This is a genomic window from Escherichia sp. GZ89, assembly GCF_019366485.1.
Lineage (GTDB): Bacteria > Pseudomonadota > Gammaproteobacteria > Enterobacterales > Enterobacteriaceae > Escherichia > Escherichia fergusonii.
Window position 1 is genome coordinate 1 of the sequence record NZ_JAEOHX010000008.1, and the last position, 15,241, is coordinate 15,241.

The 15,241-nt window shown below is 47.7% G+C and carries 15 protein-coding genes and 1 tRNA gene; 8 read left to right on the plus strand and 8 right to left on the minus strand.

From position 1 onward, the window contains the following. Window positions 1–79: 79 nt before the first annotated feature. Window positions 80–155 (plus strand) — tRNA-Lys (locus K0335_RS13750). A 52-nt stretch (window positions 156–207) separates the two neighbouring features. Here K0335_RS13750 and K0335_RS13755 read toward each other — a convergent pair. The 4 genes from K0335_RS13755 to xapA form a co-directional block, all read right to left on the minus strand. Further along, window positions 208–1,092, minus strand: coding sequence for a LysR family transcriptional regulator (locus K0335_RS13755; protein ID WP_000440803.1), 885 nt, complete (start codon window positions 1,090–1,092; stop codon window positions 208–210). Between the two features lie 52 nt (window positions 1,093–1,144). After that, window positions 1,145–1,303, minus strand: coding sequence for a DUF1427 family protein (locus K0335_RS13760; RefSeq protein ID WP_000651760.1), 159 nt, complete (start codon window positions 1,301–1,303; stop codon window positions 1,145–1,147). Window positions 1,304–1,461: 158 nt separating this feature from the next. Next, on the minus strand, window positions 1,462–2,718 hold the full coding sequence (locus K0335_RS13765) for a nucleoside permease (protein WP_000020438.1): 1,257 nt from the start codon (window positions 2,716–2,718) through the stop codon (window positions 1,462–1,464). Between the two features lie 57 nt (window positions 2,719–2,775). Then, entirely contained in the window at window positions 2,776–3,609 is an 834-nt protein-coding gene (gene xapA, locus K0335_RS13770) for a xanthosine phosphorylase (protein WP_000132345.1), read from the minus strand. A gap of 267 nt (window positions 3,610–3,876) precedes the next feature. Between xapA and K0335_RS13775 the strand changes: the two genes are divergently transcribed. Both K0335_RS13775 and K0335_RS13780 read left to right on the plus strand, forming a co-directional pair. After that, entirely contained in the window at window positions 3,877–4,644 is a 768-nt protein-coding gene (locus K0335_RS13775) for an outer membrane protein OmpK (protein ID WP_000162399.1), read from the plus strand. Between the two features lie 276 nt (window positions 4,645–4,920). Continuing rightward, window positions 4,921–5,919, plus strand: coding sequence for a bile acid:sodium symporter family protein (locus K0335_RS13780; protein ID WP_000765626.1), 999 nt, complete (start codon window positions 4,921–4,923; stop codon window positions 5,917–5,919). Here K0335_RS13780 and K0335_RS13785 read toward each other — a convergent pair. The 3 genes from K0335_RS13785 to zipA all read right to left on the minus strand — a co-directional run bounded on the left by K0335_RS13785 (window position 5,916) and on the right by zipA (window position 9,226). Beyond that, a complete protein-coding gene (locus K0335_RS13785) occupies window positions 5,916–6,134 on the minus strand; it encodes a DUF3820 family protein (protein WP_000410201.1) in 219 nt (72 codons plus the stop codon). The genes K0335_RS13780 and K0335_RS13785 overlap by 4 nt on opposite strands. Window position 6,135: 1 nt before the next feature. Next, window positions 6,136–8,151, minus strand: coding sequence for an NAD-dependent DNA ligase LigA (gene ligA, locus K0335_RS13790; protein WP_104919545.1), 2,016 nt, complete (start codon window positions 8,149–8,151; stop codon window positions 6,136–6,138). A gap of 70 nt (window positions 8,152–8,221) precedes the next feature. Beyond that, the gene (gene zipA / locus K0335_RS13795; RefSeq protein WP_000983149.1) at window positions 8,222–9,226 is read right to left on the minus strand and encodes a cell division protein ZipA; all 1,005 of its coding nucleotides are present in this window, start codon (window positions 9,224–9,226) and stop codon (window positions 8,222–8,224) included. Between the two features lie 230 nt (window positions 9,227–9,456). On the opposite strand from zipA, the gene cysZ reads away from it, so the two are divergent. The 5 genes from cysZ (at window position 9,457) to crr (ending at window position 14,316) form a co-directional block, all read left to right on the plus strand. Then, entirely contained in the window at window positions 9,457–10,218 is a 762-nt protein-coding gene (cysZ, locus tag K0335_RS13800; protein WP_000625919.1) for a sulfate transporter CysZ, read from the plus strand. Window positions 10,219–10,381: 163 nt separating this feature from the next. Further along, window positions 10,382–11,353 (plus strand): cysteine synthase A, encoded by a 972-nt coding sequence (cysK, locus tag K0335_RS13805; protein ID WP_000036909.1) that lies wholly within the window; start codon window positions 10,382–10,384, stop codon window positions 11,351–11,353. A 381-nt stretch (window positions 11,354–11,734) separates the two neighbouring features. Beyond that, entirely contained in the window at window positions 11,735–11,992 is a 258-nt protein-coding gene (ptsH, locus tag K0335_RS13810) for a phosphocarrier protein Hpr (protein ID WP_000487600.1), read from the plus strand. A 46-nt stretch (window positions 11,993–12,038) separates the two neighbouring features. Continuing rightward, window positions 12,039–13,766: a phosphoenolpyruvate-protein phosphotransferase PtsI gene (ptsI, locus tag K0335_RS13815; RefSeq protein WP_000623109.1), complete on the plus strand. Its 1,728-nt coding sequence runs from the start codon at window positions 12,039–12,041 to the stop codon at window positions 13,764–13,766. 40 nt (window positions 13,767–13,806) lie between these two features. Continuing rightward, the gene (gene crr, locus K0335_RS13820; RefSeq protein ID WP_000522247.1) at window positions 13,807–14,316 is read left to right on the plus strand and encodes a PTS glucose transporter subunit IIA; all 510 of its coding nucleotides are present in this window, start codon (window positions 13,807–13,809) and stop codon (window positions 14,314–14,316) included. Window positions 14,317–14,358: 42 nt separating this feature from the next. Here crr and pdxK read toward each other — a convergent pair whose 3' ends face one another. Next, on the minus strand, window positions 14,359–15,210 hold the full coding sequence (gene pdxK / locus K0335_RS13825; protein WP_000096663.1) for a pyridoxine/pyridoxal/pyridoxamine kinase: 852 nt from the start codon (window positions 15,208–15,210) through the stop codon (window positions 14,359–14,361). Window positions 15,211–15,241 lie beyond the last annotated feature (31 nt).

Below are 15,241 nucleotides of genomic sequence, written 5' to 3' on the forward strand. Positions count from 1 at the left end.
GGTGATTAGCTCAGCTGGGAGAGCACCTCCCTTACAAGGAGGGGGTCGGCGGTTCGATCCCGTCATCACCCACCACTTCGGGTCGTTAGCTCAGTTGGTAGAGCAGTTGACTTTTAATCAATTGGTCGCAGGTTCGAATCCTGCACGACCCACCAATGTAAAAAAGCGCCCTAAAGGCGCTTTTTTGCTATTCCTCTCAACCACTATCTACCCCGTTAATGCCCTAACCAGCGTTTGCAATGCAGGTGTCGCCTGCTGCTGATCGTAAACAATATATAAATCTGCCGGAACAGGCTCATCAAGGGGACGAAATATCACCCCAGGCCAGTTCATTTGTGCATAGCTTTCTGCCATCAAGGTAATTCCAATTCCCATACTAATCATTGCCAATACCGTCTGTGGTTCGACAACTTCACGTACGATCAGTGGTGTAAATCCAGCCTGTTGGCAAACGCTTTGCAAAAAAGCCCAGTCAGAGTGAGCTGAAGGTAGCGTAACGAAGTATTCATTACAGAGAGACAGTAAGGGGATCGATTCACACCTCGCCATTGGATGGTCTTCAGGTAACGCCACAAGAAAAGAGGATTCATGCAAGCGTAAACTGGTAAATCCACTTGATGGCTGTAGTGCCATTCGCCAGATCCCGGCATCCAGTTCTCTTCTTTCCAGTAGCGCCATTTGCATACCGGGTGATTTTTCACGAAACAGGACTTCAACATTTGGATGTTCTTTCAAAAAATTGCGCATTGCCGGGCGCATCTTTCCCCACATTGCCGTGCCAACTACGCCGAGTTCAATCCGCCCTGCCTCACCACGGCCGATTTGCTCCACACGAGAAAGCGCATGGTTTGCGCTTGCCAGTAGCCGGCGAGACTCTTCCATCAAGATCTTTCCAGCATGTGTTAAAGCCACGCTTCGTGAATGACGAACAAAAAGCAGTGTGCCGAGCTGTTGTTCCAGTTCTTTAATATGAATACTTAAAGGCGGCTGTGACATATTCAACCGTACGGCAGCGCGTCCGAAATGCAGCTCTTCTGCCACCGCAAGAAAGTAGCGCAATAACTTAAGGTCTATACGAGGGTTTCGCTCCATGTTTATTGCGCTCCATGAGAAGATGATTAACGTTCTAAATTTATCACATCAATTAGTGAAAGATAAATTTTACCGCCAGATAACCAATATACATAAATACTATAGATAATACGCCTGGCAATACATTCGGGGCAGGAATAGGTAATCGACATAATGTAAACAATGCACCTATACCAAAACCAATTCCCGAAGATAAAAGAATGTCTTTCATTGTTATCCCTTAAGGTAAATTTATATTTTGAATAATTTTATATGACTTGATGAATGAAGCATTTAACTGGCGGGCTATTTGCTCGCCAGTTAATATACTTGTCATACTTCAAGTTACATGTGCGGTGACTGCAACTCGAATTAATTAGCGTATAGTTATTAATGCGCCAGTGATTTATGACTCATTTTCTCTGGTTCATGTTTATATTTAAAGAATACAGAAAATATAAACGCTAATATCAGTGAATAACCGGCAAATAGCAGCCAAATAGTTTGCCAGTCTTTTACACCATCGATGGTAAAATAGTCCACTGCCATACCGCTTAGAATAGAGCCTACCCAGGCACCAACACCATTGACCATGGTCATAAATAATCCCTGCGCGCTGGCACGAATGGTGGAATCAACCTCCTGCTCGACAAAGACAGAACCAGAGATATTAAAGAAATCGAAAGCGCATCCGTAAACAATCATCGACAATAGCAGTAGAATAAAACCAAGCGGCGATGGATCACCAAAAGCAAAGAAACCAAATCGCAATGTCCAGGCAACCATACTCATTAACATAACGGTTTTAATGCCAAAGCGCTTCAGAAAAAATGGAATGGTAAGAATAAAGCCGACTTCCGCCATTTGCGAAACAGAAAGTAAAATAGAAGGATATTTCACTACAAAACTGTCGACAAACTGTGGGTTACGCGCAAAATCATGCAGGAATGGATTGCCAAAAACATTAGTAATTTGTAAGACTGCCCCTAACATCATGGCAAATAAAAAGAATATTGCCATCCGTGGATTTTTAAATAATACAAAAGCATCCAGACCTAACTTGCTAACAAGTGATGTAGCAACTTTCTTTTCTGCTACCGGTATTTTTGGCAAAGTTAAAGCGTAACCTGACAAAACTAAAGAAGCACCAGAAGCGATATAAAGCTGCAGACTGCTAAGTTCAAGATGCAACAGGCTTACTAACCACATGGCCACAATAAATCCCACCGTGCCGAAAACACGAATAGGTGGAAAACTTGTAACCGGATCCAGCCCTGCTTGTGCCAGGCAAGAATATGAGACACTATTCGACAAAGCGATGGTTGGCATAAACGCCATTGCATTAATCAGCATCACCCAAAACATTGTATCGGGATCAGTAACCGATGCTGCGTAAAATAGCACGCCAGCACAAACCAGGTGGCATAACATATAGGTACGCTCTGCGCGTAACCATTTGTCGGCAATTATACCCATAATCCCAGGCATAATTATTGCTGCGATACCTTTAGAACTGTAGACCATGCCAACGTTGGCACCAGTAAAGTGTAAGGTGTTAATCATGTAGGAACCCAGGGTAACTAACCAACTCCCCCAGATAAAATATTGCAAAAATGACATCACCTTTAAACGTGTTGCGATACTCATTTTCGTTTCCTTATCGCATAATTATGGCCTCATCAGTGAGGCCGATTGTTATTTTTCTCAGGCGATTTTGCGTAAAAAACCACAAATCAAATTAATGAAGTTTTGCTGTGATAATTCTGCTGCAGCCAACGTCTGTGCATGAGAAAGCTTCACATCGCTTAACCCTTCAGCCAGGTTGGTAATTGCCGAAACAGCCACCACTTTTAGATCGCAATGACGGGCAGAAATAACCTCTGGTACAACAGACATACCTACTACATCACCACCAATAATTTGCATCATGCGAATTTCGGCAGCAGTTTCAAAATTTGGGCCAGGATATGAAACAAAGACACCTTCACTTAAAGGGAACCCCTCCTCTTGAGCGACGTTCTGCAAAATTGCACGATAGTCAGCATCATAGGCATTCGCCAGTGAGAAAAAGCGCTCACCAAAACGTTGGTCATTTAAGCCTACCATCGGCGTTCCAGGCATAGTATTGATATGGTCTTTTAGTGCCACCAAACTGCCAGGGCCAACATCAGCACGCAGTGATCCGGCTGCATTAGTACAAAACAGCAAGTCACAGCCCAGCAATTTGAAGGTACGAATGGCATCAGTCATGATGGTCATACCACGACCTTCATAAAAATGACCACGCCCTTTCATGCAGGCTACTGGTACGCCAGCCAAATTCCCAAGCACTAACTCTCCGGCATGACCATGAACAGTACTGACAGGAAAACCGGGTAATTTTTCGTAGGAAATGGCAACCGCGTCTTCAATTTGTTCTGCCAGCGCGCCAAGCCCTGAACCCAGAATAAAGGCCACACGAGGTGTAAAATCAGGTTTGTAGCGACGAATGATATCGACACACCAGACTGGATTTTGCGAAAAAAGTGAATCAGTCATGAATAGTCCTTATTAGTGACATGTGAAATTAAGCTTTACCCTGCATTTATAACGATTACCTGCCTTAAGTTACCAATATCATTTATCACCGCCATTGATTTTGATTCTATATCAATACTTCATTTAAATTCAGATCCTCTGTGAATGATTTATAAAAAATAAAGTATTGGTATAAACGGCCAACACCAAAATAAAATCACCAACAATCATAATTTACTCATCGTACTGCAATTCATTAAAATAATACCTGAACAGATGGAACTTACCATGACCAAAAAAATTTTGTTGGCCGGATATGCTGCGACGTTACTCGCTTTACCACAACTGGTGCATGCTGAATTTAAAGGTGGATTTGCAGATATAGGTCTGCATTATCTTGACTGGACATCAGACACTACCAGGAAAACCAGTAATAAATCTCACAAAGATGATTTTGGCTATCTGGAAATTGAAGGTGGTGCAAACTTCAGTTGGGGTGAACTGTACGGTTTTTTTGACTGGGAGAATTTCTATAACAGTCGCCATACGAAACCAGGCAGTGAGCAGCGATATACTTTTAAAAATACCAACCGTATTTATTTAGGTGATAGCGGATTAAATCTTTATTTACATGCTTACGGTACTTACGGTTCACCAAATCGTGTTAATTTCCACGATGATATGTTCCTTTATGGCTTAGGATATAATTTTACAGGAAACGGTTACTGGTTTAAGCCATTTTTTGCAAAACGTTATACCGATCAGACCTATTATACCGGGGATAATGGTTATGTGATGGGATGGGTTGCAGGCTATAGTTTTATGCTTGGTAGTGAGAAATTTACCCTGACAAACTGGAACGAATATGAGTTTGATCGCGATGAAAGCTACGCCGCAGGTAACGGCGGTAAAGACGGTATCAATGGAGCCGTCGCTTTTTGGTGGAATGCCACGCCTCATTTTACTGCTGGAATACAGTACCGCTACGCCGATAATAAACTTGGCGAAGCCTTTCTCCAGGACGGCATAATTTATTCAGTTAAATACATCTTTTGATTGTTTTATAGCCAATAGCCGTCACTTCCTGGTGACGGTTCCCCCTTCCCCGCCAGAAGTTTACTATTCTCTGGCAAATGTCGATCTCCACAGCTACATTGATACACTCGTTATGCTTCAGGTTGCATGTACTGCCACTGCAACTTGAATTATTCAGAGTATATATCCCCTGAGATCATCTGAATTTGTGGTCTGTTCACCTGTTGATGCCGTAAATCAGTTTTATTTATAAACCAGAAAAACGCACAATATTGGCATCGTTCTGCTGGAGCCGTTATGAAACTTTTTCGCATTCTTGACCCATTTACGCTGACACTTATCACGGTAGTGCTGTTGGCCTCTTTCTTTCCTGCCAGAGGCAATTTCGTCCCCTTCTTTGAAAATCTGACCACCGCAGCCATTGCCCTGCTGTTCTTTATGCACGGCGCGAAGTTGTCGCGTGAAGCCATCATTGCGGGTGGTAGCCACTGGCGACTACATTTGTGGGTAATGTGTAGCACCTTCGTGCTGTTTCCGATTCTGGGCGTGCTGTTTGCCTGGTGGAAACCCGTAAATGTCGACCCGATGCTCTACTCCGGTTTTCTCTACTTGTGCATTCTCCCCGCTACCGTGCAGTCTGCAATCGCCTTCACGTCAATGGCAGGCGGTAACGTCGCGGCGGCGGTTTGTTCTGCGTCGGCATCCAGCCTGCTGGGAATTTTCCTTTCACCGTTGCTGGTTGGTCTGGTGATGAATGTTCACGGTGCAGAGGGCAGCCTTGAGCAGGTCGGTAAAATTATGCTGCAACTGTTGCTGCCGTTTGTGCTGGGACATCTTTCTCGCCCTTGGATTGGCAACTGGGTGGCACGCAATAAGAAGTGGATTGCGAAAACTGACCAGACATCCATTCTGTTGGTGGTTTATACGGCATTCAGCGAAGCCGTCGTTAACGGCATCTGGCACAAAGTTGGCTGGGGATCGTTGCTGTTCATTGTGGTGGTCAGCTGCGTACTGTTGGCTATTGTGATTGTGGTTAACGTCTTTATGGCACGCCGACTGGGCTTTAATAAGGCAGATGAAATTACTATCGTCTTTTGTGGTTCGAAAAAGAGTCTGGCAAATGGCATCCCGATGGCAAACATTCTGTTCCCCACATCGGTGATCGGTATGATGGTGCTGCCTCTGATGATTTTCCATCAGATCCAATTGATGGTCTGTGCGGTGCTGGCGCGTCGATACAAACGCCAGACCGAACAGTTACAGGCGCAGCAGGAAAGCAGCGCCGATAAAGCTTAAAGCGGACGCTTCAGGGGCTGGACCAGTTGCGTCAGCCCCTCGGTTTTAATCAGCAGCGTGATTTGCATTAACTCACCGAGCTTCCCTGCCGGGAATTCATCCTTGCGGGCAAACCACAAAAGATACTCTTCCGGCAGGTCGATTAAGCGACGTCCTTTGTACTTGCCAAACGGCATTATCGTATTGGCTATTTCAATCAGCTGCTCTTTTTCCATCTCAGCTTCCCAGCAAACGCAGCATTTCCGCTTCATCGATCACTTCAATGCCCAGTTCTTGCGCTTTCGCCAGTTTAGAACCAGCCGCTTCTCCGGCAATCACCAGATCAGTTTTCTTCGACACACTGCCCGCGACTTTCGCCCCCAGTTCGACCAGTCGAGCTTTAGCGTCATCACGCGACATCTGACTTAAGCTGCCCGTAAGCACCACGGTTTTACCGGCAAACGGGCTGTCAATCTCTTCCGCGTTGATTACTACCGGTGCAGGCCAGTGAACACCTTCCGCCAACAGTTCGCTGATGACATTGCGGTTGCTTTCTTCGGCAAAGAAGTTGTGAACGTGGGAGGCAACAACAATTCCAACATCTGGCACTTTTTGCAGCTCTTCAATCGAAGCGGCTTCCAGCGCTTCCAGCGTGCCAAAATATGCCGCCAGACCTGCTGCAGTGGCCTCGCCGACGTCACGGATGCCAAGCGCATAAAGGAAACGGGCAAAGGTGGTTTCTTTCGCTTTTTCCAGCGCGTTAACCACGTTTTGTGCCGATTTCGGCCCCATGCGCTCCAGTCCGGTCAGTTTGCCCGCGGTGAGTTTGAACAGATCCGCCGGAGTGTGGACATATTCTTTTTCAACCAGCTGATCGATGATTTTGTCGCCCATACCGTCAACATCCATCGCGCGGCGGGAAACAAAGTGTTTCAGCGACTCTTTACGCTGAGCACCGCAAATCAGGCCACCGGTACAGCGGGCAACAGCTTCACCTTCCACACGCTCGACGTCAGAACCACATACCGGGCAATGCGTCGGGAATACAACCTCACGGGTATCTTCCGGGCGTTCAGAAAGCACGACGTTAACCACCTGCGGGATCACGTCGCCAGCGCGGCGAATCACCACTTTATCGCCAATGCGTAAACCAAGACGTTCGATTTCGTCAGCATTATGCAGTGTGGCGTTACTCACCAGCACACCAGCAACATGGACTGGTTCAAGACGCGCAACAGGAGTAATCGCGCCAGTACGCCCAACCTGAAACTCGACGTCACGCACAAAGGTCATCTGTTCCTGCGCCGGGAATTTAAACGCTACCGCCCAGCGCGGGGCTCGCGCGACAAAGCCAAGCTGCTCCTGCTGTGCCAGAGAGTTGACCTTAATTACCACGCCGTCGATATCAAAGCCCAGCGTCGGGCGGTCTTCTTCCACTTTGTGGTAGAACGCCAGCACTTCTTCCGCCGATTCGCAAAGCGTTACTCGATCGCTGACCGGCAAACCCCACTTTTTAAATTGCAGTAAACGGCCAAGATGAGTATCCGGCAGCTCGCCACCTTCCAGAACACCGACGCCATAGCAGAAAAAAGTGAGCGGTCGCTTCGCTGTAATACGCGGATCAAGCTGACGCAGTGAACCTGCAGCCGCATTACGCGGGTTAGCAAACACTTTCCCGCCCGAGCGTCGCGCATCTTCGTTAATCTTTTCGAAGCCCGCCTGCGGCAGGAACACTTCACCACGCACTTCCAGCCGTGCCGGGATATTCTCTCCGTGTAGCTTCAGCGGAATGGCGCGAATAGTACGCACATTAGACGTGATATCTTCCCCGGTGGTGCCATCGCCACGGGTCGCGGCACTGACTAAAACGCCATTTTCATACAGAATACTGACGGCAAGACCATCCAGCTTCAGCTCACAGCACCAGGTGACTTTCTCGTTGCTTTTCAGACGGTCCTGCACACGTTTGTTGAAAGCAAGAAAGCTTTCTTCATCAAAAACGTTATCCAGCGACAGCATTGGCACTTCATGGCGGATCTGGCTGAAAGCCGCCAGCGGCGCAGCACCTACACGTTGGGTAGGCGAATCAGGCGTAATCAGTTCTGGATGTTTGGTTTCCAGCTCGCGCAGTTCGCGCATCAGCCTGTCGTATTCAGCGTCGGGAATTTCCGGCGCATCCATCACATGATAAAGATATTCATGATGGCGAAGCGTCGTTCGCAGTTCTGTCAGTTGTTGTTCGATTGATTCCATATCGCACCATCAATGCTAAAAACCCCCGACAAGCGGGGGTTCGAAGAGGAGTTAATTGGCCTTAAGTGTATCAGGCGTTGGCGGCTTTTACTTCGCGGATGATGTCCTGATACTCACGCAGTTTCTGTGGAGTCATCATACGGCGTTGATCATCAAGCACTACACCGCCCACTTCATCGGCAATATGCTGCGCAGATTGCAGCATCAGCTTGAAGTTTTGCAGCTCGTCACCATAAGACGGTACCTGCATAAAGATAGTGACACCCGGTGTTGTGAACTCGGTATTCTCTGGATCGAAAGTTCCCGGTTTCACCATGTTTGCCAGACTAAATAACGCCGGACCACTACCATCCGGGCTAAGATGGCGATGGAAAATATTCATATCACCAAATTTAAAGCCCGCTTGCTGAATGCTGTTAAGAAGAAGTTCACCGTTCAGCTCATTACCATGATGCGCCGCGACGTTCATGATTATGACAGCTTCTTTGCGCTTCGGTTTTTCAGCAACGGGTGATTGCTCAACAACGGTCTCAGGCTGCGGCTCAACGATCGGTTCCGCTGGCTGGAATGCCTGGGCAGAAGGTTGCTGTGCAGGTGGCACAGGCTGCGGCGCTGGTTGTACCTGCGGCGCAACAGGTTGCTGAACCGGTTGCGGCTGATGAACAGGTTGTTGCGCTGGCGCCTGCTGGTAAACCGGTTGCTGTACCGGCTCTACGGGACGCTGAACATGCGGCGTCGGCGGCTCAGGCGGATGCTGCACGACCGGTTGACGCGGCTGCGCAGACGCATAAGGCGGTTGGTACTGGTGTTGCGGCGACGGACGAGTAGCATCATGTTCCGGGTTACTCGCCGGCGCATGATTCACGCGGTGAACACGAACTTCACCAACGCCTTCGTCTTCTTCGACATCCTCGTCATAAGAATCGTCGTCACGGGTTGATTTCATACGTTTCAGTGGGCGATCGCGGAACATAGAAGATCGTTCTTTACGGCTGGTCCAGAAACCATGTACCAGTAAAGCGATTATGGCGATCGCGCCAACAATGATTAATATCAGACGCAAATCCTGCATCATTATATTCTCTGTTGTTCTAACACCTTGCCACCACGGCAAACATTTACTCACTAAGAGTATTTGTCGATTACGTCTAGTGCAAGTGTACTCTTAACTTTCACCGCACAAAGATGAACGAAAATGTGCTTTTTGCTGTTTTTTCGAACATTTCCTAACTGGCACTGCGGTATTAACCCGGTAAGATACACAGATTAATCCCAGGGCTTAACAAGAAGGAGTCTGTCCTGATTATGATTTCATCATCCGCAAATGTACCACGCAGCGGTTTTTACTACTTTTCACAGGGCTGGAAACTGGTTTCGCAACCAGGTATCCGTCGTTTTGTGATTCTGCCTTTACTGGTCAACATTCTGCTCATGGGTGGCGCTTTCTGGTGGCTCTTCACTCAGTTGGACACCTGGATCCCGGCGTTGATGAGTTATGTGCCGGAGTGGTTACAATGGCTGAGTTACATCCTCTGGCCATTGGCAGTGATTTCTGTTTTGCTTATTTTTGGCTATTTCTTTTCTACCCTGGCGAACTGGATAGCAGCGCCATTTAATGGCTTGTTGGCAGAACAACTCGAAGCTCGTCTGACGGGTGCGACACCACCAGATACCGGTATTTTCGGTATTATGAAAGACCTGCCACGTATTATGAAGCGAGAATGGCAAAAACTCGCATGGTATCTCCCACGCGCTATCGTATTGCTGATTCTCTATTTTATTCCGGGTGTTGGGCAAACTGTTGCTCCGGTTCTGTGGTTCCTGTTCAGCGCCTGGATGCTGGCCATTCAATATTGCGATTACCCGTTCGATAACCATAAAGTGCCATTCAAAGAGATGCGTATGGCGCTGCGTACACGTAAAGTGACTAACATGCAGTTTGGCGCACTGACCAGTCTGTTCACCATGATCCCGGTACTCAATTTATTCATCATGCCTGTTGCCGTTTGCGGGGCGACAGCGATGTGGGTAGATTGCTATCGTGATAAGCATGCGTTATGGAAATAAGGTAATTGTGTAGCGAACAGAGGTGGCTTATGCCGCCTCTTATTCCATACTGATAACCATTATTTCATCTCAGCATATAGATATGCGAATTACTTACTTCCCCATCTCTGTACGGCAGGTATGCTGGAGAGGTATCCCAATTTCATACAGTTAAGGACAGGCCATGAGTAAGATTTATGAAGACAACTCGCTGACTATCGGTCATACACCGCTGGTTCGCCTGAATCGCATCGGTAACGGACGCATTCTGGCGAAGGTGGAATCACGTAATCCAAGTTTCAGCGTGAAATGCCGTATCGGTGCCAATATGATTTGGGATGCCGAAAAACGCGGTGTTTTGAAACCGGGTGTTGAACTGGTTGAGCCGACCAGTGGTAACACCGGGATTGCGCTGGCTTATGTAGCTGCTGCTCGTGGTTATAAACTGACTCTGACCATGCCAGAAACCATGAGTATCGAACGCCGTAAATTGCTGAAAGCGCTCGGTGCGAATCTGGTTCTTACTGAAGGCGCAAAAGGTATGAAAGGCGCGATTCAGAAAGCGGAAGAAATTGTTGCCAGCAATCCAGAAAAATATCTACTGCTGCAACAGTTCAGCAATCCGGCAAACCCGGAAATTCATGAGAAAACCACTGGCCCGGAAATCTGGGAAGATACCGATGGGCAAGTTGATGTTTTTATCGCGGGTGTAGGCACTGGCGGTACGTTAACGGGTGTAAGCCGTTACATTAAAGGCACCAAAGGCAAGACTGATCTCATCTCTGTCGCTGTTGAGCCAACCGACTCTCCGGTTATCGCTCAAGCGCTGGCAGGTGAAGAACTGAAGCCTGGCCCACATAAAATTCAGGGAATCGGTGCTGGTTTTATTCCGGCGAATCTGGATCTCAAACTGGTTGATAAAGTTATTGGTATCACCAATGAAGAAGCAATATCTACGGCACGCCGCCTGATGGAAGAAGAAGGTATCCTTGCGGGTATCTCTTCTGGCGCAGCAGTGGCTGCTGCATTGAAGTTGCAGGAAGATGAAAGCTTTACCAATAAAAATATTGTGGTTATCCTACCTTCTTCAGGTGAGCGTTATCTGAGCACTGCTTTGTTTGCTGATCTCTTCACTGAGAAAGAACTGCAACAGTGATGCCAAAGTGTTAAAAACGCGTAAAAAAGCACCTTTTCAGGTGCTTTTTTGTGGCCTGCTTCAAAGTTTGACCTCTCCTGGCATTGATCCAACCTGTCGGAACTGGTATTTAACCTGACAAATTATTTTGATGCTCGAAATTAATCGTTACAGGAAAGCCGCCTGCTGAATCGATTTAATGATTTGGTTCAATTCTTCCTTTAGCGGCATAATGTTTAATGATGAGCAGAACATCATCAGCCAGACGTTTTCAGCAAGGACCGCCGTTAACACCTGGTGTGCCGCGTCCTTAAAAGTTGGCGCGAACAATACAGGCTAAAGTTGAGCCGCCAGGCTAGACTTTAGTTCCACAACACTAAACCAATAAGTTGGGGAAATATAATGTTCCAGCAAGAAGTTACCATCACCGCTCCGAACGGTCTGCACACCCGCCCTGCTGCTCAGTTTGTTAAAGAAGCTAAAGGCTTCACTTCTGAGATCACTGTGACTTCCAATGGCAAAAGCGCCAGCGCGAAAAGCCTGTTCAAACTGCAGACCCTGGGTCTGACTCAAGGTACGGTTGTTACCATCTCTGCTGAAGGTGAAGACGAACAAAAAGCAGTTGAGCATCTGGTCAAACTGATGGCGGAACTCGAGTAATTTTTTCCGGGTCCAATTAAATATCAGTCACAAGTAAGGTAGGGTTATGATTTCAGGCATTTTAGCATCCCCGGGTATCGCTTTCGGTAAAGCTCTGCTTTTGAAAGAAGACGAAATCGTTATTGACCGGAAAAAAATTTCTGCCGATAAGGTTGACCATGAAGTTGAACGTTTTCTGAGCGGTCGTGCCAAGGCATCTGCGCAACTTGAAGCGATCAAAACGAAAGCTGGTGAAACTTTCGGCGAAGAAAAAGAAGCCATCTTTGAAGGGCATATCATGCTACTCGAAGATGAGGAGCTGGAGCAGGAAATCATAGCCCTGATTAAAGATAAACACATGACAGCTGATGCAGCTGCTCATGAAGTTATCGAAGGTCAGGCTTCTGCCCTGGAAGAACTGGATGATGAATACCTGAAAGAACGTGCGGCTGACGTGCGTGATATCGGTAAGCGCCTGCTGCGCAACATCCTGGGCCTGAAGATTATCGATCTGAGCTCCATTCAGGATGAAGTTATCCTGGTTGCAGCGGATCTGACCCCCTCTGAAACTGCTCAGTTGAACCTGAAAAAGGTGCTGGGTTTCATCACCGATGCGGGTGGACGTACTTCCCACACCTCAATCATGGCGCGTTCTCTGGAATTGCCTGCCATTGTAGGTACTGGTAGCGTCACCTCCCAGGTGAAAAATGATGATTATCTGATTCTGGATGCCGTAAATAATCAGGTTTACGTCAATCCAACCAACGAAGTTATTGATAAACTGCGCGCGGTTCAGGAGCAAGTGGCTTCTGAAAAAGCAGAGCTTGCTAAACTGAAAGATCTGCCAGCCATTACGCTGGATGGTCATCAGGTAGAAGTTTGCGCTAACATCGGCACCGTGCGTGACGTTGAAGGTGCAGAGCGTAACGGCGCAGAAGGTGTTGGTCTGTATCGTACTGAATTCCTGTTTATGGATCGTGACGCGCTGCCCACTGAAGAAGAACAGTTTGCGGCATACAAAGCAGTGGCTGAGGCGTGTGGCTCACAGGCTGTGATTGTACGTACCATGGACATCGGCGGCGACAAAGAGCTGCCATATATGAACTTCCCGAAAGAAGAGAACCCGTTCCTCGGCTGGCGTGCAGTACGTATTGCAATGGATCGTAAAGAAATCCTGCGTGATCAAGTTCGCGCCATCCTGCGTGCCTCTGCTTTCGGTAAATTGCGCATTATGTTCCCGATGATTATCTCTGTTGAAGAAGTGCGTGCACTGCGCAAAGAGATCGAAATCTACAAACAAGAACTGCGCGATGAAGGCAAAGCCTTTGACGAGTCAATTGAAATCGGCGTAATGGTGGAAACACCAGCAGCTGCGACAATTGCGCGTCATTTAGCCAAAGAAGTGGACTTCTTTAGTATCGGCACCAATGATTTAACGCAGTACACCCTGGCAGTTGACCGTGGTAATGATATGATTTCACATCTTTACCAGCCGATGTCACCGTCCGTGCTGAACTTGATCAAGCAGGTTATTGATGCTTCTCATGCAGAAGGCAAATGGACTGGCATGTGTGGTGAGCTTGCAGGCGACGAACGTGCTACACTTCTGTTGCTGGGGATGGGTCTGGACGAATTCTCTATGAGCGCCATTTCTATCCCGCGCATTAAGAAGATTATCCGTAACACGAACTTCGAAGATGCGAAGGTGTTAGCAGAGCAGGCTCTTGCTCAACCGACAACGGACGAGTTAATGACGCTGGTTAACAAGTTCATTGAAGAAAAAACAATCTGCTAATCCACGAGATGCGGCCCAATTTACTGCTTAGGAGAAGATCATGGGTTTGTTCGATAAACTGAAATCTCTGGTTTCCGACGACAAGAAGGATACCGGAACTATTGAGATCATTGCTCCGCTCTCTGGCGAGATCGTCAATATCGAAGACGTGCCGGATGTCGTTTTTGCGGAAAAAATCGTTGGTGATGGCATTGCTATCAAACCAACTGGAAACAAAATGGTCGCGCCTGTAGACGGCACCATTGGTAAAATCTTTGAAACCAACCATGCGTTCTCTATCGAATCTGATAGCGGCGTTGAACTGTTCGTCCACTTCGGTATCGACACCGTTGAACTGAAAGGCGAAGGCTTCAAGCGTATTGCTGAAGAAGGTCAGCGCGTGAAAGTTGGCGATACCGTGATTGAATTCGATCTGCCGCTGCTGGAAGAGAAAGCCAAGTCTACCCTGACTCCGGTTGTTATCTCCAACATGGACGAAATCAAAGAACTAATCAAACTGTCCGGTAGCGTAACCGTGGGTGAAACCCCGGTTATCCGCATCAAGAAGTAATTCTTGCCGCAGTGAAAAATGGCGCCCATCGGCGCCATTTTTTTATGCTTCCGCCAGCGGCGGCAAAATCAATTCATCGCTCTCATGCTGCTGGGTGTAGCGCATCACTTCCAGTACGCGCAACCCCGCGCGGTGCACCGCATCGGTTAACGCCTTCCCTTTCAGCAAACCACTGATAAGCTGAGCACAAAACAGGTCGCCAGTCCCTTTCAGGTCGGTTTTTACCCGTGAATGGGAAATGACATTCACGCTGTCGGCACTGACCACCACCACCTGCATCTCCTGATTTTCTTCATTACCGGAGGCGCTGGTAATCACCACCCATTTTAATGTGTCTGAAAGCAGACTTTTTGCGGCAGCAATGGCACTGTCGAGATCGCGGCAATTTTTACCGGTCAGGATTTCCAGCTCAAAGATATTGGGGGTAATTCCCTGCGCCAGCGGCAGTAAATATTGTCGATACGCCTCGGGAAGGTCAGGTTTGACATAAATTCCGCTATCAATATCGCCAATCACCGGATCGACCATGATCAATAGGTCAGGATGGTCTTTGCGTAGCGCAGTCAGCCACTCGGCAAGGATTTTGATTTGCGATGCCGTTCCCATATAGCCCGTGGTTACAGCACGAAGTTGGCGCAGCGCATCACGCTCCTGAAGTGCACGCAAATAGCCGCTAAACCATTCATCCGGAATCGCACCACCGTAGAAAGTGTCATAATGCGGCGTATTGCTCAGCAATACCGTCGGCACGGCAAAGACATTCAGGCCGTTCTGTTTAATAGCAGGCACGGCAATGCTGTTGCCCACGCTGCCGTAAACTACCTGCGACTGCACGGCGACGATATCCGCCTGCAACGCTCTGCTCTTATCGTTAAACAACAACAAACTACTCATTTAATTTTTCTCCTTGCCGATGATCCTCATC

Bases quoted from the DNA above. Each gene is read 5' to 3' on its own strand.
- ligA (WP_104919545.1), bottom strand. From the start codon at position 8,151: ATGGAATCAATCGAACAACAACTGACAGAACTGCGAACGACGCTTCGC.
- K0335_RS13775 (WP_000162399.1), top strand. From the start codon at position 3,877: ATGACCAAAAAAATTTTGTTGGCCGGATATGCTGCGACGTTACTCGCT.
- K0335_RS13785 (WP_000410201.1), bottom strand. From the start codon at position 6,134: ATGGAAAAAGAGCAGCTGATTGAAATAGCCAATACGATAATGCCGTTT.
- ptsH (WP_000487600.1), top strand. From the start codon at position 11,735: ATGTTCCAGCAAGAAGTTACCATCACCGCTCCGAACGGTCTGCACACC.
- K0335_RS13760 (WP_000651760.1), bottom strand. From the start codon at position 1,303: ATGAAAGACATTCTTTTATCTTCGGGAATTGGTTTTGGTATAGGTGCA.
- K0335_RS13780 (WP_000765626.1), top strand. From the start codon at position 4,921: ATGAAACTTTTTCGCATTCTTGACCCATTTACGCTGACACTTATCACG.
- ptsI (WP_000623109.1), top strand. From the start codon at position 12,039: ATGATTTCAGGCATTTTAGCATCCCCGGGTATCGCTTTCGGTAAAGCT.
- zipA (WP_000983149.1), bottom strand. From the start codon at position 9,226: ATGATGCAGGATTTGCGTCTGATATTAATCATTGTTGGCGCGATCGCC.
- cysZ (WP_000625919.1), top strand. From the start codon at position 9,457: ATGATTTCATCATCCGCAAATGTACCACGCAGCGGTTTTTACTACTTT.
- crr (WP_000522247.1), top strand. From the start codon at position 13,807: ATGGGTTTGTTCGATAAACTGAAATCTCTGGTTTCCGACGACAAGAAG.
- pdxK (WP_000096663.1), bottom strand. From the start codon at position 15,210: ATGAGTAGTTTGTTGTTGTTTAACGATAAGAGCAGAGCGTTGCAGGCG.
- K0335_RS13755 (WP_000440803.1), bottom strand. From the start codon at position 1,092: ATGGAGCGAAACCCTCGTATAGACCTTAAGTTATTGCGCTACTTTCTT.
- cysK (WP_000036909.1), top strand. From the start codon at position 10,382: ATGAGTAAGATTTATGAAGACAACTCGCTGACTATCGGTCATACACCG.
- xapA (WP_000132345.1), bottom strand. From the start codon at position 3,609: ATGACTGATTCACTTTTTTCGCAAAATCCAGTCTGGTGTGTCGATATC.
- K0335_RS13765 (WP_000020438.1), bottom strand. From the start codon at position 2,718: ATGAGTATCGCAACACGTTTAAAGGTGATGTCATTTTTGCAATATTTT.